This is a genomic window from Pyxidicoccus xibeiensis, from assembly GCF_024198175.1.
GTDB classification, from domain to species: domain Bacteria; phylum Myxococcota; class Myxococcia; order Myxococcales; family Myxococcaceae; genus Myxococcus; species Myxococcus xibeiensis.
The window spans coordinates 1,115,008-1,137,450 of record NZ_JAJVKV010000003.1 but is presented as its reverse complement, the minus strand read 5'-3'; the positions used below and the strand labels follow the sequence as shown (position 1 = coordinate 1,137,450).

At 70.9% G+C, this 22,443-nt stretch carries 20 protein-coding genes; 10 read left to right on the top strand and 10 right to left on the bottom strand.

Annotated elements, in window-relative coordinates:
* Positions 1 to 92 precede the first annotated feature (92 nt).
* Genes speD through LXT23_RS17485 form a run of 6 tightly spaced genes read left to right on the top strand, consistent with a single transcriptional unit; the run spans position 93 to position 5,956 of the window.
* A complete protein-coding gene (gene speD / locus LXT23_RS17510; protein WP_253981306.1) occupies positions 93 to 479 on the top strand; it encodes an adenosylmethionine decarboxylase in 387 nt (128 codons plus the stop codon).
* A complete protein-coding gene (locus LXT23_RS17505) occupies positions 476 to 2,374 on the top strand; it encodes a DUF4178 domain-containing protein (RefSeq protein WP_253981305.1) in 1,899 nt (632 codons plus the stop codon). Before speD ends, LXT23_RS17505 begins: the two co-directional genes overlap by 4 nt.
* Before the next feature lie 25 nt (positions 2,375 to 2,399).
* The gene (locus tag LXT23_RS17500; RefSeq protein ID WP_253981304.1) at positions 2,400 to 2,564 is read left to right on the top strand and encodes a hypothetical protein; all 165 of its coding nucleotides are present in this window, start codon (positions 2,400 to 2,402) and stop codon (positions 2,562 to 2,564) included.
* Positions 2,564 to 2,791: a DUF350 domain-containing protein gene (locus tag LXT23_RS17495; RefSeq protein WP_253981303.1), complete on the top strand. Its 228-nt coding sequence runs from the start codon at positions 2,564 to 2,566 to the stop codon at positions 2,789 to 2,791. The genes LXT23_RS17500 and LXT23_RS17495 overlap by 1 nt, the downstream gene beginning before the upstream one ends.
* A 43-nt stretch (positions 2,792 to 2,834) precedes the next feature.
* Positions 2,835 to 4,331 (top strand): polyamine aminopropyltransferase, encoded by a 1,497-nt coding sequence (locus tag LXT23_RS17490; protein ID WP_253981302.1) that lies wholly within the window; start codon positions 2,835 to 2,837, stop codon positions 4,329 to 4,331.
* Positions 4,322 to 5,956, top strand: a complete 1,635-nt coding sequence (locus LXT23_RS17485; RefSeq protein ID WP_253981301.1) for an FAD-dependent oxidoreductase — start codon at positions 4,322 to 4,324, stop codon at positions 5,954 to 5,956. Before LXT23_RS17490 ends, LXT23_RS17485 begins: the two co-directional genes overlap by 10 nt.
* A 59-nt stretch (positions 5,957 to 6,015) precedes the next feature.
* Here LXT23_RS17485 and LXT23_RS17480 read toward each other — a convergent pair whose 3' ends face one another.
* Both LXT23_RS17480 and LXT23_RS17475 read right to left on the bottom strand, forming a co-directional pair.
* Positions 6,016 to 6,408, bottom strand: a complete 393-nt coding sequence (locus LXT23_RS17480; protein ID WP_253981300.1) for a LysM peptidoglycan-binding domain-containing protein — start codon at positions 6,406 to 6,408, stop codon at positions 6,016 to 6,018.
* Between the two features lie 158 nt (positions 6,409 to 6,566).
* Positions 6,567 to 7,757, bottom strand: coding sequence for an acyl-CoA dehydrogenase family protein (locus tag LXT23_RS17475; protein WP_253981299.1), 1,191 nt, complete (start codon positions 7,755 to 7,757; stop codon positions 6,567 to 6,569).
* A 50-nt stretch (positions 7,758 to 7,807) separates the two neighbouring features.
* Here LXT23_RS17475 and LXT23_RS17470 point away from each other — a divergent pair, with 50 nt between their 5' ends.
* Positions 7,808 to 8,845, top strand: coding sequence for an NADP-dependent oxidoreductase (locus LXT23_RS17470; RefSeq protein ID WP_253981298.1), 1,038 nt, complete (start codon positions 7,808 to 7,810; stop codon positions 8,843 to 8,845).
* Here the strand turns inward: LXT23_RS17470 and LXT23_RS17465 are convergent.
* The 3 genes from LXT23_RS17465 to LXT23_RS17455 form a co-directional block, all read right to left on the bottom strand.
* Positions 8,817 to 9,128 (bottom strand): hypothetical protein, encoded by a 312-nt coding sequence (locus tag LXT23_RS17465; RefSeq protein WP_253981297.1) that lies wholly within the window; start codon positions 9,126 to 9,128, stop codon positions 8,817 to 8,819. The genes LXT23_RS17470 and LXT23_RS17465 overlap by 29 nt on opposite strands.
* A 122-nt stretch (positions 9,129 to 9,250) precedes the next feature.
* Positions 9,251 to 9,859 carry a hypothetical protein gene (locus tag LXT23_RS17460; protein ID WP_253981296.1) on the bottom strand — a complete coding sequence of 203 codons (609 nt, stop codon included), beginning with the start codon at positions 9,857 to 9,859 and terminating at the stop codon, positions 9,251 to 9,253.
* A 5-nt stretch (positions 9,860 to 9,864) separates the two neighbouring features.
* Positions 9,865 to 11,964: a BamA/TamA family outer membrane protein gene (locus LXT23_RS17455; RefSeq protein ID WP_253981295.1), complete on the bottom strand. Its 2,100-nt coding sequence runs from the start codon at positions 11,962 to 11,964 to the stop codon at positions 9,865 to 9,867.
* Between LXT23_RS17455 and LXT23_RS17450 the strand changes: the two genes are divergently transcribed.
* Positions 11,953 to 12,516 carry a hypothetical protein gene (locus tag LXT23_RS17450; RefSeq protein ID WP_253981294.1) on the top strand — a complete coding sequence of 188 codons (564 nt, stop codon included), beginning with the start codon at positions 11,953 to 11,955 and terminating at the stop codon, positions 12,514 to 12,516. The genes LXT23_RS17455 and LXT23_RS17450 overlap by 12 nt on opposite strands.
* Positions 12,517 to 12,776: 260 nt before the next feature.
* Here the strand turns inward: LXT23_RS17450 and LXT23_RS17445 are convergent, their stop codons facing one another.
* Both LXT23_RS17445 and LXT23_RS17440 read right to left on the bottom strand, forming a co-directional pair.
* Positions 12,777 to 13,097: a hypothetical protein gene (locus LXT23_RS17445; RefSeq protein WP_253981293.1), complete on the bottom strand. Its 321-nt coding sequence runs from the start codon at positions 13,095 to 13,097 to the stop codon at positions 12,777 to 12,779.
* Positions 13,094 to 14,548, bottom strand: coding sequence for a DUF6209 family protein (locus LXT23_RS17440; protein WP_253981292.1), 1,455 nt, complete (start codon positions 14,546 to 14,548; stop codon positions 13,094 to 13,096). Before LXT23_RS17440 ends, LXT23_RS17445 begins: the two co-directional genes overlap by 4 nt.
* A gap of 261 nt (positions 14,549 to 14,809) precedes the next feature.
* Between LXT23_RS17440 and LXT23_RS17435 the strand changes: the two genes are divergently transcribed.
* Positions 14,810 to 17,977, top strand: a complete 3,168-nt coding sequence (locus LXT23_RS17435; protein WP_253981291.1) for a hypothetical protein — start codon at positions 14,810 to 14,812, stop codon at positions 17,975 to 17,977.
* A 64-nt stretch (positions 17,978 to 18,041) separates the two neighbouring features.
* Positions 18,042 to 18,815: an SIR2 family NAD-dependent protein deacylase gene (locus LXT23_RS17430; protein WP_253981290.1), complete on the top strand. Its 774-nt coding sequence runs from the start codon at positions 18,042 to 18,044 to the stop codon at positions 18,813 to 18,815.
* Between the two features lie 15 nt (positions 18,816 to 18,830).
* Here the strand turns inward: LXT23_RS17430 and LXT23_RS17425 are convergent, their stop codons facing one another.
* The 3 genes from LXT23_RS17425 to sitI6 all read right to left on the bottom strand — a co-directional run bounded on the left by LXT23_RS17425 (position 18,831) and on the right by sitI6 (position 22,237).
* Complete coding sequence (locus tag LXT23_RS17425) at positions 18,831 to 20,183, bottom strand: sigma-54-dependent transcriptional regulator (RefSeq protein WP_253981289.1); 1,353 nt, start codon at positions 20,181 to 20,183, stop codon at positions 18,831 to 18,833.
* Positions 20,180 to 21,382 (bottom strand): sensor histidine kinase, encoded by a 1,203-nt coding sequence (locus tag LXT23_RS17420; protein ID WP_253981288.1) that lies wholly within the window; start codon positions 21,380 to 21,382, stop codon positions 20,180 to 20,182. The genes LXT23_RS17425 and LXT23_RS17420 overlap by 4 nt, the downstream gene beginning before the upstream one ends.
* A 132-nt stretch (positions 21,383 to 21,514) precedes the next feature.
* On the bottom strand, positions 21,515 to 22,237 hold the full coding sequence (sitI6, locus tag LXT23_RS17415; RefSeq protein WP_253981287.1) for a SitI6 family double-CXXCG motif immunity protein: 723 nt from the start codon (positions 22,235 to 22,237) through the stop codon (positions 21,515 to 21,517).
* Between the last annotated feature and the right edge of the window lie 206 nt (positions 22,238 to 22,443).

Here is a 22,443-nt window from a genome sequence, read left to right as displayed (position 1 = left end):
CCGCAGCGTACCGGGAAGGTGGCGGAGGGGGCCAACGGGCCGGGCGAGCCTGCCCGGTGGCCGGCACGGGCCCACCCCCGGGGGCAGGGCCCATGCTAAGAAGCCCCCACGCAGGAGGGAGTGAGACGCTGACCACGGGACAGGAGTGGCTGGTTGACGCGAGTGGCTGCTCTCCCGAGCGGCTCAAGGACGCGGCCGCGCTCGCGGCGCTCTTCGAGGAGTTCATCGTCTTGCTGGAGCTGAAGGTCGTCGGCCAGCCGCAGTGGCACGTCTTCCCGGAGCCCGGAGGCATCACCGGCCTGACGCTGCTGGCGGAGAGCCACCTGACCATCCACACCTTCCCGGAGCACGGCTTCGCCGCGTTCAATCTCTACTGCTGCCGCCACCGCCCGCGCCCGGACTTCGAGTCCATCCTGGCGCGGCACCTGGGCGCGGCGTCCTGCAACGTGCGTGAGCTGAAGCGGGGGGTGACGGCGTGAGGCAGGAGGGACAGTGCCCGTCCTGTGGGGCGGAAATCGTCTTCACCGCAGGCCTGGCGCAGGTGATTGTCTGCGACCACTGCCAGACGGTGGTGGCGCGCAACGGCGCGGAGTTCGAGTCCCACGGGAAGATTGGCCGCATCGTCCCCACCGACTCGCCGCTGCAGCTCATGGCGGAGGGCCGCTACGGCAAGGTGGGCTACCGCATCGTCGGCCACCTCCAGAAGGACCATGGCGCCGGCCCCTGGGACGAGTGGTACGTGGAGTTCGACGACGGCCGCTGGGGGTGGATCAGCGAGTCCGAGGGCGCCTTCCACCTGCTCTTCGACGCCGGCGTCGAGGAGGGGCTGTCGCTGGACGACCTGCACCCCGGCGAGCGGCTGCACCTGCGAGACCGCGGCTGGGTCATCGAGGAGCGGGGCCACGGGCGCGTGGTGTCCGCCGAGGGCCAGCTCCCCAGCGACGTGGACCCCACCCAGGACGCCTGGTACGTGGACGCCACCGGGCCCAAGGGCTCCTTCCTCACGCTGGACTTCGGCACCCGTCGCTCGGGCCCGGAGGTCTTCACCGGCCAGGCGCTCAAGCTGGAGCAGCTGGGCATCCCCGCCGGCCAGCTCCGCCCGCGCGCGCGCAAGGTGGAGCTGAAGCAGGCGCGCTGCACCAACTGCAACGGCCCGCTGGAGCTGCGCGCACCGGACAAGTCCCTGCGCGTGGCGTGCCCCTACTGCGGCGCGCTGCTGGACGTCAGCCAGGGCAAGCTGTCCTTCCTCCGCCTGCTGGAGAAGCCCGCCGACGCGCCCCTCATCCCCCTGGGGGCGAAGGGCAAGCTCGAGGACACCGAGTGGATGTGCATCGGCTTCCTGGTGCGCTCGTGCACGGTGGAGGGCGTGCGCTACCCGTGGGAGGAGTACCTCCTCTACAACCGCTCGCGCGGCTTCACCTGGCTGATGCAGTCCAACGGCCACTGGGTGTTCCTCAAGCCGCTGCCCGCCGGTGACGTGTCCCTGGTTCCGCACGTGGCGGCCTTCTACGATAGCCGCCGCTACAAGGCCTTCCAGGAGGTCACCGCCGTCACGGAGGCGGTGCAGGGCGAGTTCTACTGGGAGGTGACGGCCGGCGAGGTGGCGCACGCCACCGAGTACGTGGCGCCGCCCTACTCGGTGAGCGTGGACGCCACCGACAACGAGGTCTCCTACACCCATGGCGAGTACCTGGCGCCGCAGGTGGTGAAGGAGGCCTTCAACCTGAAGGAGGGCATGCCCGAGCCCCACGGCATCGCCCCCAGCCAGCCCAACCCGCACAAGGCGGGCCTGCGCTCCACGATGGTGTGGACCGTCATGTGGATGCTGGGTCTGCTGCTGCTGTCCGGCTTCTTCGCCGTGCGCGCGTCCAACGAGAAGGTGCTGGAGCAGGCGGTGGTGGTGGCCCCGGAGGCCCAGCCCGGCACGCCGTCGGCCATGAACTTCAGCGAGCCCTTCGAGCTGCGCAAGCGGGGCAACATCGAGGTGGAGGTGTCCGCCTCGCTCAACAACGACTGGCTGGGCATCCAGGGCGACCTGGTGAACCAGGACACGGGCGAGGTGGTGACCTTCTACGAGGAGCTGAGCTCCTACAGCGGCAGCGACAGTGATGGCACCTGGAGCGAGGGCTCCAACTCGGGGACGAAGAAGCTGTCCGCGCTGCCGGCCGGCAAGTACGTGCTGCGCACCACGGCGGCCTTCGAGGCGGGCCAGACGCGCCCCCGGACGTTCAACGTGCGGCTGACCCACGACACGCCCAACGGAGGCTGGTTCTGCTGCGCGTTCATCCTGCTGCTGCTGGGCCCGGCGTGGGCCCTGTTCCGCTCGCACGGCTTCGAGACGCAGCGGTGGGCAGAGAGCAACTTCGAGGGCTAGGGCCCATGAGTCACGGAGGCACGGCATGAAGTACTTCGGTGGGCTGGTGCTGGCGGGCTATGCGGCGCTGATGTTGACCGGCTGGTCGCCCTTCAGCGACGAGCAGCGGGGGCAGGTGCAGACGGGCAACGTGCGTCGCGGCCCGGGCGGCACCCTGCTGTGGTTTGGCGGCTTTCAGGGAGGAAAGTGATGCTGTTACTCGGCGCAGTGGTGAGCGTGCAGGGAGTGCTGGCGAGCGTCATCTACTCGCTCATCGGCCTGGCGGTGTTCGTGGCGGGCTTCTACGTCATCCGCCTCATCCTGCCGTTCGACGTGCACAAGGAGCTGGAGGCCGACCAGAACACGGCCGTCGGCGTCGTCATCGGCTCCTTCATCATCGGCCTGGCCATCATCGTGGCCGCCGCCATCAGCGGGTGAGCGGGCCCCTCCCGCTCTTCATCGTGCGAAGTGAAGTGACGACTTGAACAGGACGCTGCTGTACATCACCGTCATCGTCATCGCGACGTGCGGGCTCATCTACGAGCTCGTCGTCGGGGCGCTCGCCAGCTACCTGCTCGGCGACTCCATCACCCAGTTCTCCACCGTCATCGGCGGCTACCTGTTCGCCATGGGGATTGGCAGCTACCTGTCGCGCTACATCGAGCGCGGGGTGGCGCAGCGCTTCGTGGAGGTGGAGCTGGCCGTGGCGCTGCTGGGCGGCCTGTGCGCTCCGCTGCTGTTCCTCACCTTCACGCTGACGGACCTGTTCCGGGTGGCGCTGTACGGCAGCGTGGTCATCATCGGCACGCTGGTGGGGCTGGAGATTCCCCTCCTGCTGCGCATCCTGAAGGACCATCTCAAGTTCAAGGACCTGGTCAGCCAGGTGCTGTCGCTGGACTACCTGGGCGCGCTGGCGGCCAGCGTGGCCTTCCCGCTCTTGCTGGTGCCCAAGCTGGGGCTGGTGCGCACCTCGCTGCTGTTCGGCGTGCTGAATGCCGCCGTGGGGCTGTGGAGCACGTGGCTCTTGGCGCCGCTGCTGGGCAACCCGCTGCGGCTGCGCATCAAGGCGGCGGTGCTGACGGTGCTGCTGCTGGTGGGCTTCGTCCTGGGGGACAGGCTCACCACGTTCTACGAGGACCAGCTCTACACGGACGACGTGGTGCACGCGACGAGCTCGCCGTACCAGCGCATCGTCCTGACGCGGGGCAAGCGGGGCTTCTCGCTGTTCCTCAACGGCAACCTCCAGTTCGCCAGCATCGACGAGTACCGCTACCACGAGTCGCTGGTGCACCCGGCCATGGTGCGCGCGGGGAAGGTGGAGCGGGTGCTCATCCTCGGCGGCGGGGACGGGCTGGCCGCGCGCGAGGTGCTGCGCTACCCGGGCGTGCGCTCCGTCACGCTGGTGGACCTGGACCCGGCGATTACCGGGCTGGCCGCCAACTACGCGGAGCTGGCGAAGCTCAACGGGCACTCGCTGAAGGACTCGCGGATGCGCGTGGTGAACGAGGACGCCATGCGCTTCCTCTCGGAGGGGGACGAGCTGTACGACGTGGTGGTGGTGGACTTCCCGGACCCGAACAACTTCGCGCTGGGGAAGCTGTACACCACGGGCTTCTACAAGCTCTTGAAGAAGCGGATTTCACCGGACGGGGTGGCGGTGGTGCAGAGCACCAGCCCGCTGTTCGCCCGGCGCTCGTTCTGGTGCGTGGCGGAGACGCTGAAGGCGGCGGGCTACTGGACGGAGCCGTACCACGCGCTGGTGCCGTCCTTCGGTGAGTGGGGCTACGTGCTGGTGGCGCACGAGCCGCCGGGCCGTCACCGCCCGCTGCCCGAGGGGCTGCTCTTCCTGGACGAGCCCACCCTGGAGTCGCTCACCCGCTTCCCTCCGGACATGAGCCGCCTGCCCGCGGAGGTGAACCGGCTGAACAACCAGGTGCTGGTGCACTACTACGAGGAGGAGTGGCGGCGGTGGAACTGACGCGGCGGGAGCTGGTCGCCGCGTTCCTCGGCTCGGCGGTGGCGGCCAGCGCGTGCCGGCGCGAGCGGCCCCGTGAGCCCGTGCCGGGCGCCATCGTCGACCGCGCGGTGGAGGTGGGGCACAAGCTGCGCGGCGGGCCGCTGCCTCGCGCGCAGGTGCTGGAGCCCGTGGACGTGCTGGTGGTGGGCGCGGGCGTGGCCGGCCTGTCCGCCGCGTGGCGGCTGGCGGGCGCGGGCGTGAAGGGCGTGCGGGTGCTGGAGCTGGAGGCGGAAGCCGGCGGCACGTCCCGCTCCGGGCGCAACGCCGTCACCGCCTATCCCTGGGGCGCGCACTACCTGCCGGCGCCGCTGGAGGACCGCGGCCCCGTGGTGCGGCTGCTCAAGGAGATGGGCGCCGTCACCGGCGTGGACACGCACGGGTACCCCACCTTCGAGGAGTCGCTGCTCATCCACGAGCCGGAGGAGCGCTTCTTCTACCGGGGCCATTGGTACGAGGGGCTCTACCTGCGCGCGGGCGCGAGCGCGGAGGACCTGGCGGAGCTGGAGCGCTTCGAGGCGCGGATGAATGGCTTCGCCGCCGCGCGCGACGCGAAGGGGCGCAAGGCCTTCGCCGTGCCCTCGGGGCTGTCCAGCGACGACGCGGAGTGGACGGCGCTGGACGGCCTCACCATGGCGGCGTGGCTGACGCGCGAGGGCTTCCGCTCGGAGCGGCTGAAGTGGGTGGTGGACTACGCGTGCCGCGACGACTACGGCACCACGGCCGAGCACGTGTCCGCGTGGGCGGGCATCTGGTACTTCGCCGCGCGCCAGGACGGGAAGGGGGAGCGCAGCGAGGGCTTCCTGAGCTGGCCCGAGGGCAATGGCCGGCTGGTGTCGCAGCTGCAGGCCGGGCTGCCGCCCGGGACGGTGGAGCGCAACGTGCTGGTGCACACGGTGGAGCCGGGTGAGGGCGGCTGCCGGGTGGACGCGCTGGAGGCGGGCACGGGGAAGCCCCGGGCCTTCCTGGCCAGACAGGTGGTGCTGGCCTGCCCGCGCTTCGTGGCGGCGCACGTGGTGGCGCCGTGGCGGCGGCAGCGGCCGGAGTGGCTGGGGGCCTTCTCGTATGGGCCGTGGGTGGTGGCCAACCTGACGCTGGCCTCGCCGCCGCGCTCGCGAGGCTTCCCGCTGGCCTGGGACAACGTCTTCTACGAGAGCCGCAGCCTGGGGTACGTGGTGGCCACGCACCAGCTGCTGCGCCAGGACGAGAATGGCCCCACGGTGCTGACGTGGTACCTGCCCATGGACGGCGCGGACGTGAAGGCGGAGCGGGAGAAGGCGCTCTCCGCGACGTACGCGGACTGGGAGGCGCTCGTCATGGCAGACCTGCTGCCGGCGCACCCGGGCATCGCCGAGCAGGCGCGGCGGCTCGAGGTCCAGCGCTGGGGGCACGCCATGGTGCGGCCGTCGCCGGGCTTCATGTGGGGCGCGGCGAAGAAGGCGGCGCAGGAGAGCCTGGGGCGGAGCCTGCACTTCGCGCACTCGGACCTGGGCGGCATGGCGCTCTTCGAGGAGGCCAACTGGTTCGGCGTGCGCGCCGCGGAGCGCGTGCTGGTGGAGCTGGGACGGCGCGAGGCGAGCTGGCTGTGACGCCAGCCACCGGGCCTGGGGCATGTGGCCCAGGGCCCGGGGCATTCAGTGGCGTCGCTTCACGCCTGGGCGATGGACTTGGGCGGCAGCTTCAGCACCTGGCCCACCTTGATGGTGTCCGGGTTCTTCAGCTGGTCCTTGTTGGCCTCGAAAATCTTCGGGTAGAGCTTCATGTCCCCGTAGATGTCCTTGGCCAGCTTGCTCAGCGTGTCACCGGACTTCACGGTGTAGAGGCCATAGGGCTCGGCGTTGATGACGTCGAGCATGACCATGACCTCGTTCTGCCAGCTCGGGTGCTTCGCCTTGATCTGGTCCCAGATGCGGTCCCGGTCGAAGGCGTGGTTCACCTTCCCCTTGATGATGAGCTTGCCATTCTCCTCGCGAGACTCGACCTGGGCGCCGACGTTCTTCGCGACCTCGAGCACGTCCTTGTAGCTGTCCTGCAGGGCCATGGCTCCTCCGTACGTGAGGCCGGGCAACGTAGGGAGGTCCCACGCGGGGCTCAATCGACACGTGTGGAACGTGCGCTGGCATGCTCGGCGCCCAACGCTTCACAGCGAGCGCCTGACAAGAAGTCATCGCGAGGAATATTCCGGGGCGTCTTCGCCGACTACAGCGTGAAGGTGGGCAACTCCTGGCCCAGCAGCAGCCCGCCGGTGAGCTCCAGCGTGGCGGGGGCCACCATGGCGTGCTGGGTGGCGGTGTGGACGTCCCGGAAGCAGCGCTGCAGCGGGCTGGAGCGGAAGACCGCGGTACCTCCGGCGGCCTCGTACATGCGGTCCACCGCGCGCGCGGCGCTCCGGGTGGCGTGCGTCATCGCCAGCCGCAGCTCGGCGCGGGAGCGTACGGAGACGGGGCCCCGCGTGGACTCGGCGTAGATGGCGTTGATGGCCTCCAGGAGGAAGGCGCGGGCGGAGCGCACGGTGGCCTCGGCATCCGCGACGGCTTCCTGGGCCGCGGGACGCGCGGCCAGGAGGCGGCGCTCCAGCATCAGCGTCTTCTGGCGGGACAGCGCCATCAGCTCGTCGATGGCACGGCGGGCGAGGCCCAGCGCCACGGCCGGGATTCCCAGTCCCAGCAGGCCGAAGGGGAAGCCGTAGAGCGGCGAGGCGATGCGCGGGCGCTGGCCCACGAGCGCGAACGTGTACTCCTCCGGCACGAAGACGTCCTTCACCTCCATGTCACCGCTGCCCGTGCCGCACAGGCCCGAGGCGTACCAGGTGTCGTGCAGCACCACGCTCTGGATGGGGAAGAAGAAGGTGCGCGTCTCGGGCACGCCCTCGCGCACCAGGCGGGGCTTGCCGCCCTCGGTCACCACCCCGCCGCCCACCAGCCACTGGCAGTGCTGCGCGCCGCTCGCCCAGGGCCAGCGGCCGGAGACGCGGTAGCCACCCTCGACGCGCTCGGCCCGGCCGATAGGCGCCGCCACGCCTCCGGTGATGGCGTCCGCGGGGCCGTAGATGCTCCGTGCCGCGGTCTCCGGCAGCCAGGCGGAGACGAGCGCGGTGGCCGCGCCAATCATCACGCACCAGCCCGTGGCGCCGTCCGCCTTCGACAGCGACTCGATGGCCTGGAAGGACAGGGCCGGGTGCAGCTCCAGGCCGCCCAGGGCCTGGGGAATCATCATGCGGAAGAAGCCCTCCCGGGCCAGCTCGGCGGCGAGGTCCGGCGGCAGGCGGCGGGCACTCTCGATTTCGTCGGAGCGCGCGGACAGGCGCGGGAACATCGCCTCGGCGGCGGCCAGCAGGGGATGCACCACGGGAGCTTCGGAGGGGGCCTCGGCGGGACGGGCAATCGTCATGGCCCGAAGCCTATGAAGAGAGGGGCCCGGGTTGCTAGGAAGCCCCCTCCATGAGCCCTCTGCCCAGCCGCCAGGTCGTCCTGGCCCGCCACATCCCCGGGTTGCCCTCGCCGGAGGACTTCCGCGTGGAGCCGGTGGACGTCCCCGACCCGAAGGAGGGCGAGCTGCGGGTGCGCACGCACTACGTGTCGGTGGACCCGGGGACGCTTTCCCGCCTGGGGGGTGTGGCCTCCTATGCGCCGCCCCTGGCTCCGGGCGACGTCATCCACAGCGCCGCGGTGGGAGAGGTGCTCGAGTCGCGCCATGCGAGCTTCGCCGTGGGGGACCTCGTCCTCGGCGCGTGGGGCTGGCGGGCGCACGCGGTGGTAGGTGGGCGCGGCTTGCGGAAGGTGGAGCCAGGACCCGAGCCGCTGTCCGCCGAGCTGGGCGTGCTCGGCATCCCCGGACTGACGGCGTACTTCGGCATCCTGGAGCTGGGGCAGCCGAAGGCGGGGGAGACGGTGCTCGTCTCGTCCGCGGCGGGCGCGGTGGGCTCCATCGCGGGGCAGCTGGCGAAGCGGCGGGGCGCGAGGGTGGTGGGCACCGCGGGCGGGCCGGCGAAGTGCCGGTGGCTGGTGGAGGAGCTGGGCTTCGACGTGGCCGTGGACTACCGCGCCGAGCCGGACCTGGAGGCGGCCCTCCGCCGCGCCGCGCCCGAGGGGTATGGCGTGTTCCTCGACAACGTGGGGGGCACCACGCTGGATGCCGCGCTGGCGTGCATGGCGCAAAGAGGCCGCGTGGTGGTGTCGGGGCTGGTGGCCGACTACGGCGTGCCGGCGAAGCAGCGCGCGGGGCTGAAGAACACGCCGTACCTCATCACCCACCGGCTGCGCATGGAGGGCTTCGTGGTGCTCGACTACGCGGAGCGCTTCCCCCAGGCGCGGGCCGAGCTCCGGCAGTGGCTGGCCGACGGGACGCTGCGCCACCGGGAGCACGTGGTGGAGGGGCTGGACGCCGCGCCCGCCGCCTTCGCCGGCCTCTTCCGGGGCGAGAACTTCGGACGCGCGCTGGTCCGCGTCCTCAAGACTCCAGGTCCACCGTCACGATGACGATGTCCTGGCGCCGCAGGAGTGACACCAGCTCGCTCGGGCGGGGCACCACCGCGTGTCTGGCGTCACCCGCTCCGGAGGGAAAGAACAGCGCGTGTCCCTCTTCGAGGTAGAGGAGGGGAAGGTCGCTGCCGGCGAGCTCGGCGCCGGGTGGAACGTGGACCCGGACGGAGCGTTGCGCGTCCCACGTGATGGAGCCGAGGTCGAAGGGGCGGGAGGTCGGCTCGATTCGGAAGCCGCATGCCGCGGCCATGACGAGGAGCAGGGGCATCCAACGGCGCATGAGGGTTCTCCTGGCCTCGGCCAGCAGGCCGGGCAGTTTGTGATTGCAGGGCCCACGCATGGCGCGGGCGAGACTTCGATGTCCTTCTTCCGTGCCCGCGCGCGGGCTGCGTCTGCCCCGGCTCAGGGCGGGCGGGTGACCTCACAGCGGGCCGAGGCCGCTCGCGACAAGTCCTCGGCCACCGAGCGCAGCACGGTGCCCGTGAGGCCGGAGCGCTCCTCGCCGGCCGCGTTCTTCTCCTGCGTCAGCCACGAGGCCACCCGGCCCAGGCTCGCGGCCGTCACCACCTGCAGCCGCACCTCCACCTGCACCACGAAGCGGTCCCCTGCCTCCGGGCGCTCCTCCAGCGTCCAGGCCACCCGCTCCAGCTCCAGCGCGCCGGGGCCTCCCGGCAGCGGCCTGCCATCCAGCACGTAGCCGGCGCGCGTGAAGGCGAGCACCTGCGTCAGCCGCGTGCCGTCCACCCGCGCGTCGAACCAGAGCGAGCGGCGCTGGAAGAGGGTGACCTCCACCTCCACCCTGCCCGCCATTCCCAGCCGCACCAGCCGGTCCAGCTCCGGTGAGACGAAGGAGAAGGCCTCCAGCCTCGCCACCACGCGCCTTCCGGAGAGCGTGGCGGCGCAGGAGGCCCGTGGGTCTTCCTCTGCTCGGACGGTGGGCGCGAGCAGCCCCGCCGCGGCCACCAGCGCCGCACCGAGGCTGCTCTTCGCCCGTGTTCCAGGACGTCTCATGCGCGTCAGAACGTCCTTACGAAGAGCAGCCGTGCTTCCGGCGTGGCCGTGGCCTTCTCGTCGGTGCGCCACGCGACGTCCAGGCGCACGTCATCGCCGAAGTGGAAGCTGCCACCCAGACCCAGCCGCGCCTCCGTCCACGCGTCGTCCGCGCGCACCGAGCCCACGTCCGCGAAGATGCCGAAGAACTGCCAGCGGTACTCCGCCGTGGTGAGCAGCGACACGTCGCCGCGGAACTCCTTGAAGCCATGGCCCCGCAGCGCCGTCCAGCCGCCCAGCGCCTCGCGCTTCTGCTCGGGCAGGTCGTCGCCGCCGGCGGTGCGCACGCGCAGGCGCAGCCCCGTGTCCCAGCCCATGGGTACGTCCAGCGACAGGTCACTCACCAGCTTCCAGAACCGCGCGTCAGCGGCGCCGGAGGCACCCGGGCCGTCACCCACCTCCAGCGTGAGCAGCCCGCGCAGGGAGGCGCGCTTCTTCGAGTCGCTATCCCGGTCGAAGAGGGTCGTCTCCGGCGTACGGAAGAGGGAGCCCACGTCCGCGGCGGGTGACGCGTCGCTGGCGTACTCCAGCCGGAGCACCACGGACTTGAAGCGGCCCTCGGTCACCGGCGAGTTGGTGAAGGGCGCCGAGTCACGACGGAACACGGTGAGCGGCGGGGTGAAGCTGCGCATCGACTCGTAGCGGTCCGAGCGGAACTCGGCGCCCGCGAGCCAGTCGTCCGCCCAGCGCCAGGTGGCGAAGGCGGTGAGGCCCTTGCGGCGGAAGTACTCGCGGTCCGGCCGGTTGATGAGGAACGAGTAGATGTACGAGTCGATGTCTCCCAGCCGCCAGCGGTCCAGCGTGTCGGTGAAGTCGTACACCTGGGCGCCCAGCTCCGCGAGCCGGAGGGCGGGCACCCGTACCTTCGCACCGCCCAGCAGGTTCAGCCGGCGCTGGCGCTTCGTCCCCTCGGGGTCGTCCGGCAGGCGCTGGCCTCCCAGCCGCAGCGGGATGAAGAGGGCCGCGTCCACCGTGACGTGGGCCCGGTCCTTCGGGTCCCAGATGCGCAGGTTGCCCGACACGCCCGGCGCGAAGCCCGTCACCTGTGTGTGGACCGGCAGCAGGTCCAGGTCCAGGTCCGGGGGACGCGGGCGCACGTGCACCACCAGGCGCTTCCCGTCGAGGGTGATGCCCTCTCCCTCGCGCTCGTGCTCCCACCACTCGGTGAGCTGGCGCAAGCTGAGCTCGAACTCCACCTGCTCGCGCCGGCGCTTCTGGCGGCGCTCCTGCTCCTGCGTGCGGTAGCGCCGTGTGCCGTCGGCCTCTCGCTCCTCGACGACGCGGGCCCGGCGGTGCAACCCGTCGTCGTCATCGTCCAGGTCCACGGGCTTCAGGAAGGGCAGGCGCGTCTCCAGGCGCTCCATGGCCCGCCGCGCGTCACTGCGCAGGAAGACGTCGCCGGGCTTCAGGTCCAGCTCCTCACGCACCCGCGCGGCCATCTCCGGGCCCACGCCCTGCACGTCCACGCCCTCCAGCCGGCCCTCGTCCACCGTCACCACCAGCCGGCCATCCGGGTGCAGGGTGCCGGACAGGCTCGCGAGGAGGTAGCCGTCGTCACGCAGGTCCTTCAGCGTCTGCTCCAGCGCCTGGGCCACGCCACCCAGGACGATGCCGGGCCGGAACTCGTCACGCTCCAGGCGGGCCACCCACTCGCGCGGGGGGCGCGGAGGCGGGCACGAGCGGATGACCGACAGCGTGCCGCGGCGGGTGTCGAGGCGCAGGGTGGCGATGATGTCCTCGTCCTCGTCTTCGTCCTCGTCGGGGAAGTAGTGCGGGAGGCGGAACAGCTCCTCCAGCAGCTCGGGGGCCTGGAGGTCCTGGAGTCCCTCCAGCTCCACGGAGGTGACGGTGGGGTTCTCCTCCAGGTGGACCTCCAGCACGGCGGGCCCCTGCTCGGGGACGCGCAGGCGCGGCTCCACGCGGGCGAAGAGGCCCGTGCGCGCGAGCCGGCGGAGGAACGTCTGCGCCTCCTTCGCGGTCAGCGTGCCCTGGGGAGGCGTGTCGGACGCTCCGATGAGCGCGCGCACCTGCTGCTCCGTCAGTCGCTGGAGGCCGTGAAGCTCCATGCTGCCAGGAGTGAGGGGCTTGCCGTCCACGCTGAGCTGGAGCGGCTCGAGAATGCCGGTGTCGTCCTCGTCTTCCTCCTCGTCTTCGTCTCCGTAGTCGTCGGGGCACGCGTCGCGCGCTTCCTGTCCGTCCTCTGTGGCTTTGGCGTGGGCCTTGTTGCGTCCCCTGGCGCCGTGCCGCGAGTCCTCGTCGCGGTCGTCGTCCTCTCCACGGTCGCGGCTTCGCTTTCGATCATCGTCCCGGTCGCGGTCGTCATCGCGGTCACGGTCGTCATCGCGGTCCTCACGCCGGTCTGCGGAGCGGGGCGGGGCAGGAGGCTCGGCCGGGGAGGGCGGCGTGCCGACGACGTCACCCGCAGCGGGTGGGGCGGTGCCGTCCGGAGGCGTTCCGGGGGCCTTCGCGGGTTCAGTGGCGGTGGCGGCGGGACCCGCCGGGGTGCCGGCATCCGGTCCGGGCTGCGCACCGGAGGCGAGGGAGACGAGGCAGAGGAAGAGCGCGAAGCGGTTCATGTCCGGAGGGGAGAGCACGTGCCGTTCCAATCGATGGTGTGAGGCAAGTGCTCGAAAGGACGAGGGGCAGCCAGGCCGCTCGATGTCACGGGCACATCCTGATGTCGAGCCGTGATGTGATACTGACATCGAGCGGGGCGATTGCACGAGGTCGCGCGCGGGCTTGCTGCCCTCCGCACGAAGCCGCGTTCGCGATGTCTCACCCGGGACTGGCGAGGGCTGACGGCACGGCACACCGGTGCCCCAGCGGAGTCAGGACTCCGCGGAGCACGGTGGGGCCAGTCATCCTCGTTGGAAGGTGCTCAAGACGCGCGGCCGGTGAAGCTGGCCTGATTGACGTCCCACCACTTCAGCCAATTGCGCCGGGTCTCCGAGAGGTTGCCCACGACGCCATCTCCGAAGGTGCTCACGCCGGTGATGCGCCGGAGGGCGGCCCCCCAGAAGAGGCTGCCCTCGCGGTAGCGCTCGATGATGAGGGGCACGGCGGGCCGGCCCAGCGCGACGAGCGCCTCGAAAGAGGGGTGGTTGAGGAACACGTAGGGGTTGGACGCCTCGCGGTGTGCCGCGCAGTGCGCCTCCCAGTCCTTCGCCAGCCCTTCGAAGCGGGCACCGACATCGCTCATGAGTTGTTCACCGCGGGCTGACGGGGACGCACGTAGACGCGCACGGGCTCACCATACGAAGGACCGGTGAGGTCGTCAGCGCTGTTGTGACGGATGAGCGGCTGGGTGCCAATCTTGCTCGTCAGGCGGCCCTGCTCGTCCATCAGCGCGCCGTGCGTCACTTCAACCTGGCCCCTCCCGTTCTTCGGCTGGAGGCCGTAGACGACAATCTTCTCGAGGCTGGGGTCGTTGCTCAGGTCCAGCTCGGACATGGGCTTGTAGCCCTGCGTCGCGTACAGCTTGTCGAAGTCCTCCACCTTCGTGCCCGGCCACACCCACTGGTCCTGGATGCCCATGGTCCAGGCGATGCAGTTGTAGCGCTGCGACGAGGGGCCGATGCCGACGAAGTCCTCTTCCTTCAGGTTGGGGAAGCTGGTGCTGCGCAGCATCTCCGCCTTCCAGGAGGGGTCGGCGTCGTCCCGCGCGTGGCCGACCTTGAACTTGTAGTTCTGCCCGAAGGACGAGTCCCAGCCCGTGTTCCCCTCGCCCTGACCCTTGAACCAGAGCGACATCTCCGTCGCCTCAATCGGCACCTTGAGGGAGGGCATGAACATGCCGCCCGGCTTGCCGCCCTCGCCCGGCTGCATCGTCAGCGGCACCTCGATGGGAGGCTCGCCGTTGAAGGAGACGCAGGCGACGACGTCCGAGGGCTCCCGGCCGCCGAGCAGCTCGGTGAGCCGGTCCTTGTCGTACGCAATCTGGAGCTTGTCGCCCGCGCGCAGCTTGCCGTCGAGCTGGGTCTTCCAGTCGTCGGAGAAGACCACCGTCGCGCCCTCGGGCGGGGCGATGGCGGCATCGGAGCTGGGGTCCCACTGGTTCGACACCCGGCCGCCCGCGTCCGTGGTGCGGATGGACAGCCGCAGCAGGCCGAAGGCGTTCTCGGGGACGTCAATCTTCGCGGGCAGCGTGTTCAGCCGGCCGTCCGCGTCGCGCGAGCCGTCGGTGAGGGGGATGGCGACCTCCGTGCCACCCGGCACCATGCGCCACACCAGCTCCGCCTTCTCGGACGTCTTCGACAGGCGCGCCGGGTCCACCGTCACGGTCAGCGGCTTGCCGGCCTCCGCGTGGAACGACGGGCCCCGGCCGTTGCCGCCGGGCAGCGTGACCTGGCCCTGGCCCTCCACGGTGGCGCGCGCCTTGCGGCCGCCCGGGCCCGTGCCGAAGTGGGCCTCGTAGCCGGAGGCGCTGTGCACCTCGGGCTGGAGCCCGGCGGCGCGGGAGGGAATCGGCGTGGGCGCCAGGGTGCTGGTCAGCAGGGGCGCGCCGGTCCGGGTGGCGCGCGAGTCGAACCCGTCGCCCCGGGCCGTGGGGGCGGCGGGCTTCTCGCCTCCGGACGGGCGCACCGTGCGGTCCGGGGTCGCCACGGTCGGCGGAGTGGGGGCGAAGGTGGGGCGACCAATGCGGTTCGACATGAAGCGGCTCTCCCGGTGGGGGCATCCGGTGTGCGTCTGAGCCCCTATTATCGACGCGTCGCGGCCATGGTTGCTTGTGGGGGCGTGTGCGCACTCCCAGTGTGCCTTTCCGCCCTCCAGCCTGGGGAGCGGCTCTCCGCATGAGCCAGTCCCGCGCCCTTTTTCGCATGAGCCATCGGAACCACCGGAGCGCCGAGCGCTGACCGGGGGACCGGGGCCGCGCGGGGCGTGGCCCCTCTTTCGTGGAAGAGGGAGTCGGTGATGCGGAACAAGACAACGAAATCCATGGGCGCCCGCGTGGGGCGCCAGGGCACATGGGCCCTATTGGGCGTGCTCACACTGAATGCCTGCGGCGTGCCCCTGGAGCAGGAAGGGGCCGAAGCCGAGGTGGCGGGGGAGACCTTCAGGAGCGCCAGGGCGGCGCTGGAGGACACCACGCCGGTCCTCATGCCGGCGCAGCAGGTCAACCGGCGCGTCTTCACGGCGGCGGCGCGGCACCAGGCGAAGCCCCGTCACCACATCGTCGCGGGCGCGGCGCACGCGCTGGCGCGGGACAACCCGGGCATGACGGACGTGGAGCTGGCGGCGGCGCTCGACACCGTGTCCGCCGCGCTGTCGACGTATGCGTTCGACCCGGTGAAAGACACCAGCGGGCCCGAGGTGCGGCTCATCCTCCGCATCGTCGCGAAGGCCGAGCAGGCACTGGTGCCGTCCTCGCCCGGGGGCCGGGCGCTGCGCTCCTGGGCGCAGGAGCTCCTGGCCAGCATGAGCCAGGGGCTGGACACCGAGCGCGCGCTGTCCTCGCCACACCCGCAGGTGGACCGGTACGTCCACGCCGAGGCATTCCTCTCCACCACGTGGGACCGGCTGTATGACCTGGCCCAGGTGAGCCCGATGCTGCCGTCCGCGCTGGAGCTGAGCGAGCTGGGCGCCGCGCTGGACGTCAAGCCCACCGACAGCACCCAGCACATCCTCGCGATGCTGCCGCTGGAGCCGCTGGAGTCCTTCGTGCTGGCGCACCTGCAGCCCGACGGCAGCCTCGTCGCCACCGCCGCGCAGGCGCAGGCGCTGGTGACGTCGGTGGCCACGAAGGGGCTCAACGCCGCGCAGCAGTACGCCAACATCCTCTATGCGCTGGATGACGCCGAGCAGGCGTACCACGACAGCATCTCCCTGCAGTCGGTCGCCGGTACCTCGACGGCACTGGCCACGGCCGCGACCCCTCCGCCTCCCGCTCCCAACCCGAAGCTGGAGGCGCTGAAGACGGCCATCACCAAGGCGAAGGAGGACCGGGCGAAGCTCAAGAAGCAGCTCCAGAGCGTGGGCGAGGACGTGGACACCGCGCTGGGCCTCGCCGCGGAGCTGATGGACCTGCTGGGCAAGGAGGAACTGGCGAAGGACACCGTCAAGTACACCAAGGCCCTGTCCACCACGCTGAAGGCGGTGGCGGGCTACACGGACAGCTCCATCAAGCTGGCCGAGCGCATCACAAAGCTCACCGGGGTGGGGGAGACGGGCTTCAACATCGTCAGCGGCGCCATCCTCACCGGGCAGCTCCTGGGCGCCGCGGTGCAGCTCTTCTCGGTGCTGACCGCCGGGCCCGGCTCGCCGCCGGTGGAGCAGGTCATCCTGCAGGAGGTGGGCAAGCTCAAGGAGCTCATCGTCCAGGTGCAGCAGCAGCTGAACCAGCGGTTCGACCGGGTGGACCGCAACATCAACAAGCTCCACGAGGCCATGGACAGCCGCTTCGACGTGGTGGACTGGAACCTGGGCTACCTGAACCAGAACGTGGAGGAGCTGCAGGAGGCGTTGTTCACCGTCCACTCGGACCTGAACCGGATGGACCACGACATGTACGCGTACCTGGCGGACCTCAACCGGGACCGCTTCAACGACGGCGTGTCGCTGTACCTGGGCTGGGATGCGCGCAACCCCGTTCCCATGGTGTACGACCCGCACTACGTGACGGCCGAGGCGCTCTTCTATACGTGGGCCACGGTGGACTCGAAGCAGGACCTGCTGGCGGGGCCCGTGACGCGGGACTACTCGGACGTGGGGCTGGTGTCGGAGCTGGCCACGCGGCCGCTGTCCTACAACATCAACTACCTGTCGCAGCTGCCGCTGCAGAAGCTGGGGCTGCCGGCCCTGTCCACCGCGCGGCTCGCCAGCCCCATGGAGTGGATGGCGGGGGCGGAGGCCTACGCCCGGCTCTCCGAGGAGCAGACCGCGCACGTCGCGTCCCAGCTCTCCACCCGGCACGTGGAGGTGGGGCAGCCCGGCATGGAGCTGCACGTGGCGCTGAAGCGGATTGGCAAGTCGCTGTTCACGAGGCTGCATGAGCGCTACGTCAGCCAGTGGAACACGCTCAGGGCGCTCATCGACGCCGCCGAGCAGACGTGGGAGACGAACCCGAACAAGAAGCTCTACGGCATCGACCTGTGGGGCGGGGCGGACCAGGAGCCGACGCGGAACTACCTGAAGACGACGCCGGTGGTGCTCCGCTGCAGTGGCGGGAGCTGGCCGGACACGAGCCTGGACCTGACGCTCAACCTGGCGCGGTGGAACCACGACGTGCTGCGCCCGCTGGTCATCGCGGACAACCTGGACCTGAAGGAGGCCCTGCTGGAGACGTGCGCGAAGGGCAACTGGGTGCCGTGGAGCGCGGAGCCCACGGGCTTCGGCGGGCTCATCGAGTACACATACCGGCTCAGGGCCACGGTGTACGTGCGCTACCGGCACGTCCCCGTCAGCACGGTGGAGACCCAGCAGGTCTACGCCCACACCTTCACGTCCAGCACCCTCATCAAGAAGCGGGTGATGCGGGAGAGCGAGGCGGGGAGCTTCGACCCGGACACCTACTTCGAGGCGGACAAGTCCATCCAGCAGAACTGGGGGGCGCTGACGAGCGTGCCGGGCACCACCTTCGTGATGGCGGACGCCTTCCGGGCGCTGGTGCGCAACGACGTCGCGGCGGCGCTGAGGACCCACCAGAAGGACTTCTATGCCTCCATCGCCAGCCGCCTGGTCAAGGCCGGGGACCCGCTGCACGTGGCCTCGGAGAAGCTGACGGGGACGCGGCTGCTGTGGGACGCGTATGTGGCGCTGGCGCTGCCGCTGTCGCTGGAGAACGACGAGGAGCTGCGCGCGCTGCTGTACGGCGAGGACAGCGTGCTGATGGGCCGCGACACCGATGGCGAGGACGACCAGGTGGATGACCTGAGGGACCTGTACGGGCTGTTCGGCATCATGGTGACGCCGCCCGCGGCGAACATCCTGCCGGACGTCGACGCGGTAGTGGTGGACCGGGTGAATCGACTCCGGGACGTGGTGCACGCCATCCTGGACCGGCAGGCGACGACGGGCGGGCCGGAGGTGGGAGTCTGGACGGACGCGACGCGGATGCGCGTGCGGCTGAGCGACCCTCCGTAGTCGCGAGAGCCTGGGGTGGAAGGAGCGTTCCTTCCACCCCGGGCTGCCGGGTTAGGGTCCACGCATGGTGGACTCCTTCACGAGTGACGACGAGCTGCGGCGGCTGCGCGAAAGGCTGAGGTCGACTTCGTGGCGCCAGGTCGTGGTCCTCACCGGCGCGGGCATCTCCGTTGCCTCTGGACTGCCCACCTACCGCGGCCCGGGCGGGTTGTGGACGCGGCCGGAGGCGGCGGAGGTGCCAGACGCGGCGATGGTGGCCGGGGAGCCGTCACGGGTGTGGAGCTTGTTCGGGCCGCTTCGCGGGCCGCTTCGGGGCGCGGCTCCGAATGCGGCGCACCTCGCGCTGGCGGAGTGGGAGTCGCGGCTCGGTCCGGGGCAGTCCTTCACCCTGGTCACCCAGAACGTGGATGGGCTGCACACCCGGGCAGGCAGCCGCAATGTTGTCGAGCTGCATGGCTCGCTGCTGCGCACCCGCTGTGGCAATCCGGAGTGTGGGCTGCCGCCGTTCGAGGACGTCGCCGAGCGCGTGCGGGCGGAGCCGTGCGAGCGGTGTGGACAGCCGCTGCGACCGGACATCACCCTGTTCGACGAGCCGCTGCCCGTGGACGCGGAGTGGGCTGCGAAGAAGGCCCTGCGCGAGTGCGACCTCTTCCTCGCGGTGGGGACGTCCGGAACCGTCGCTCCGGCGTCGAACTTCGTCCGTGGAGCGAAGTACGCGGGGGCCTGGACGTTGCTGGTCAACCTGACGCCGATGCAGCCGCGCCACCCGGACTTCGACGTGGAGGTGCTGGGGCGCGCCGAGGAGTTATTGCCGTTCCTGCTGGGCGAGGGGACCTGAGCGCCGTGCCTGGACTCAGGGCACCGGAAGTCCGAGTGCCTTGATGCGCCGGTAGAGGTTGCCCCGGTCCACCTGGAGCAGCCGCGCGGCCCCGGCGATGCTCTCGCCCTGCTGGAGCGCGGCGCGGATGAGGTCTCGCTCGAAGTCCTCCACGTGCTCGCGGTAGCTCTTGTCTCCCAGCGAGGGACGCGCGGGCGCGGCCGTCACGGAAGGCCCGTGGATGACCTCCGGCCCCAGCGTGAGCGGACCGTCGCCCCGCAGCAGGTTGAGCCGCTCGATGAGGTTGCGCAGCTCGCGCACGTTGCCGGGCCACGGATAGGCGCGCAGCGCGGCTTCGGCTCCCGGAGCCAGCACCAGCGGGACGTTCGGCCCCGCGAGCTCGGCCGCGAAGGCGCGGACCAGCGGGAGCAGGTCTTCGGGACGCTCGCGCAGCGGCGGTATCTGCAACGGCATCACATTGAGGCGGAAGAACAGGTCCTGCCGGAAGCGGCCCTCGCGCACGGCGCGGGCGAGGTCCTGGTGCGTGGCCGCGAGGATGCGCGCGTCCACCGGCACCGGCACCGAGCCTCCCAGCCGCTCCACCTCCTTCGTCTCCAGCACGCGCAGCAGCTTCGCCTGGAGCTCCAGCGGCATGTCGCCCAGTTCATCGAGGAACAGCGTGCCGCTGTGCGCCTGCTCGATGCGGCCCGCGCGCCGGCTCACGGCCCCGGAGAAGGCGCCCTTCTCGTGGCCGAACAGCTCGCTCTCCAGCAGCGTGGAGGGGATGGCCGCGCAGTTGACGGCGACGAGCCGCCCCTTGCGTCCCGACGCCAGGTGCAGCGCCCGCGCGACACGCTCCTTGCCCGTGCCCGTCTCGCCGGTGATGAGCACCGCGGCGTCGCTCGGGCCCACTCGCGCGATGAGGTGGCGCAGTGACTCCATGCCCGGGCTTTCACCCACGAGGTGCCCGGGCCGCGCCAGCGCATCCAGCAGTCGCTCGCGCTCCTCCTGGAGCAGGCCCAGCGCCATCGCGTTGCGCAGCGCGGTGATGAGCCGCTCGGGAGACGGCGGCTTCTCCACGAAGTCCGTGGCGCCCAGCTTCAGCGCCTGCACGGCCTCCGCCGGAGAGGCTTCACCCGACAGCACCACCACCGGCGCGGGCAGGGGCTTCGGCAGGCGCGCGAGGAACTCCAGGCCCGTCTCTGCCGGCATGCGCAAATCCAGCAGCATCACCGCGGGCGGGCCCTCGGGTGCATCGAGCAGCTTCGTGGCCTCGGCGGTGGAGCGCGCTTCCACCGGGGTGAAGCCCTCGTCCGCCAGCAGGCCGCGCAGGGCCTTGAGGACGCCAGGGTCGTCATCGACGACGAGAATCCGGGGGCCGGGCTTCATGCGGAGGCCGGGGGAGTGAGGGGGAGGTCCACGCGCGCCAGCGTACCGCCTCCGGGCGCAGGTTCGAGCCGCAGCGTGCCGCCGTGCTCATGGACGATCTTCGCCGAGATGGGCAGGCCCAGGCCGCTGCCCTCGGGCTTGGTGCTGAACAGGCCCCGGGTGAGGGCAGAGCCTTCCAGGACGCTCGGGACGCCGCTGCCACCGTCCGTCACCGTGACTCGCACGGCGCCGTCCTGCACGGGCTCCAGCGCGACGCGCACGGGTGGAGCCCCGGCAGGAGACGCCTCGGTGGCGTTCTTCACCAGGTTGCCGAAGAGGCGGCGCAGGCCGTCCGGGTCCGCGCGGAGGGTGGGCTCGGGACCGGGCAGCAGCTCCACGGGGACGGGCGAGGTGCCCGCGTAGAGGGCGCACACCTCGGACAGCAGCGGGCGCAGGGCTACGTCCTGGAAGCGCGGGGCGGGCAGCCTCGCGAAGGTGGAGAAGCTCTGGGTCATCCGCATCAGGAGGTCCACCTCTTCCTGGAGCAGGGCCACGGCCTCGGTGATGCGGGTGGCGTCGGTGGGCATGCTCGCGTCCGTGCGGGACAGACGTGCGAGCGAGAGCTTCATTGCGGTGAGCGGGTTCTTCAGCTCATGCGCCAGGGCGCGGGCCACGTCCTGCCACGCGGCAATCTGCTCGGCGGACTTGAGGCGCTCGCGCTGGACGAGCAGCTCCTGGCCCATGCGGTTGAACTGGCCCAGGAGGAACTGGAGCTCGTCGCGCGGAGGCTCGGGGGCGGCGAGGCGCACGGACAGGTCCCCGCGTGCGTAGGCCCACATGCCCTCGGTGAGGGTGACGACGGGGCGGGTGAGGGCGCGGCCGAGCAGCACCGCCGAGAGGGCCAGCACTCCGCCGGAGACGAGCACCAGGGCGGCGATGAACGCGGGCACGCGGCGCACCAGGGCCCGTCGCGCCAGCTCCGCCTGGGCGAGGTTGAGCCGCGCCTCGTTCAGCGCGTCCTGGGGCACGCCCCGGCGCTCCAGGTCCGCGGAGACGGTGTCGAGCACGCCCTCCACGGGGGCAACGGAGACGGACAGCACCCGCTCCAGCGCGCTCTGGGCCAGCAGGCCGAGCAGCACCAGCGGCACCAGCCCCGCGAGCAGCATCACCACCAGCAGCTTGCGGCGGAAGCGGGGTGGGGGAGGGCGGGGCGACCCCATCCCCGAGGCATGCTGGGGTGGCGGAGCAGGAGTGTCGGAGCTCGCCTGCGGAGGCGGGGGGCTGCGCATGATGCGGTGGTTCATATCGCATCAGCGGGGCGGCCTCGCTGACGGGCCTCGTTCAACCCACGTCTAGCGTGTGGGCAGCTCGCGGAAGGTGATGCCGTCCAACTCCAGGCGGCGCACGGCTTCTACGAAGGGCTCAGTGCCGATGATCATCGTAGCGAAGTTGCCGACCCGGAACAGGTCCCGGTCCGTGGGCAGGGACGCCGCGTCGAGAATGGGTTCATCGGGCCGGCTGAAGCCGTGCCGGCCGCATGTCGGGCAGGGGGGAGGCACGTCCGGCGGAATGCAGTCCGGATGCAGCTGGCCCCGGGGTTCAATTTGAAGCTCCAGCAGCTCCGGCGAGTCCTTCCGCCGGAACCGCACCTCCGTCGGACAGGCCAGCAGGCCCTTCACGCCCCCTGTCTGGAGACGCTCCAGCGCATCCCTGCTCACGAGGAGCTTCAGGCCTCCCACCCAGGCGATGGGCCCGAACTCTCCGGAGGCTGTTCCCGCCAACAAACCGAAGCCCGTACCCGGTGGTAGCTCGGCATTCGGGGGAGCCAGGGGACGTACCAGCTCGCGCAGGCGTGCGAACTCGGAGAAGGGCTCGGGCCTTGGCTTCTCGAACTCCCTCCGCTCTGGAAGCTGGGACAGGTCGACAGAAGGATAGTGGTGCCCCGCATTGCTCCATGTCGCGCCACACGTGTGGCACTTCGCTCCCGGCAGCGCCAACTTGTGCCACGCGTCGAAATACCCGCCATGCTTCGCTGCTGCTGCCATGTCCTCATCCAGCCAGAAGTAGCGGGGCATCGGTTCCAGGTCCTCACGTTCCAGGCCGTGAATGGTAGAACTGAATGGGACCTCCCACGAGCTTGGAATCGGTGGATGAGCTCCCTGCGTGCTTGTAGATTCTCCATGGGAGTAGCCGTTGGCTTCGCCCTCATGTCTAGCGCAGGGAGGAATTGGAGCCCGTCGCGCGGATACTCGGGCGCGGCGAGGCGCACGGAGCTGTCCCC

Bases quoted from the DNA above. Each gene is read 5' to 3' on its own strand.
- LXT23_RS17445 (WP_253981293.1), bottom strand. From the start codon at position 13,097: ATGAGCGATGTCGGTGCCCGCTTCGAAGGGCTGGCGAAGGACTGGGAG.
- LXT23_RS17440 (WP_253981292.1), bottom strand. From the start codon at position 14,548: ATGTCGAACCGCATTGGTCGCCCCACCTTCGCCCCCACTCCGCCGACC.
- LXT23_RS17480 (WP_253981300.1), bottom strand. From the start codon at position 6,408: ATGGCCCTGCAGGACAGCTACAAGGACGTGCTCGAGGTCGCGAAGAAC.
- LXT23_RS17465 (WP_253981297.1), bottom strand. From the start codon at position 9,128: ATGCGCCGTTGGATGCCCCTGCTCCTCGTCATGGCCGCGGCATGCGGC.
- LXT23_RS17460 (WP_253981296.1), bottom strand. From the start codon at position 9,859: ATGAGACGTCCTGGAACACGGGCGAAGAGCAGCCTCGGTGCGGCGCTG.
- LXT23_RS17455 (WP_253981295.1), bottom strand. From the start codon at position 11,964: ATGGAGCTTCACGGCCTCCAGCGACTGACGGAGCAGCAGGTGCGCGCG.
- LXT23_RS17420 (WP_253981288.1), bottom strand. From the start codon at position 21,382: ATGGGGTCGCCCCGCCCTCCCCCACCCCGCTTCCGCCGCAAGCTGCTG.
- LXT23_RS17435 (WP_253981291.1), top strand. From the start codon at position 14,810: ATGCGGAACAAGACAACGAAATCCATGGGCGCCCGCGTGGGGCGCCAG.
- sitI6 (WP_253981287.1), bottom strand. From the start codon at position 22,237: ATGCCCCGCTACTTCTGGCTGGATGAGGACATGGCAGCAGCAGCGAAG.
- LXT23_RS17475 (WP_253981299.1), bottom strand. From the start codon at position 7,757: ATGACGATTGCCCGTCCCGCCGAGGCCCCCTCCGAAGCTCCCGTGGTG.
- LXT23_RS17425 (WP_253981289.1), bottom strand. From the start codon at position 20,183: ATGAAGCCCGGCCCCCGGATTCTCGTCGTCGATGACGACCCTGGCGTC.
- LXT23_RS17430 (WP_253981290.1), top strand. From the start codon at position 18,042: ATGGTGGACTCCTTCACGAGTGACGACGAGCTGCGGCGGCTGCGCGAA.
- LXT23_RS17500 (WP_253981304.1), top strand. From the start codon at position 2,400: ATGAAGTACTTCGGTGGGCTGGTGCTGGCGGGCTATGCGGCGCTGATG.
- LXT23_RS17470 (WP_253981298.1), top strand. From the start codon at position 7,808: ATGAGCCCTCTGCCCAGCCGCCAGGTCGTCCTGGCCCGCCACATCCCC.
- LXT23_RS17495 (WP_253981303.1), top strand. From the start codon at position 2,564: ATGCTGTTACTCGGCGCAGTGGTGAGCGTGCAGGGAGTGCTGGCGAGC.
- speD (WP_253981306.1), top strand. From the start codon at position 93: ATGCTAAGAAGCCCCCACGCAGGAGGGAGTGAGACGCTGACCACGGGA.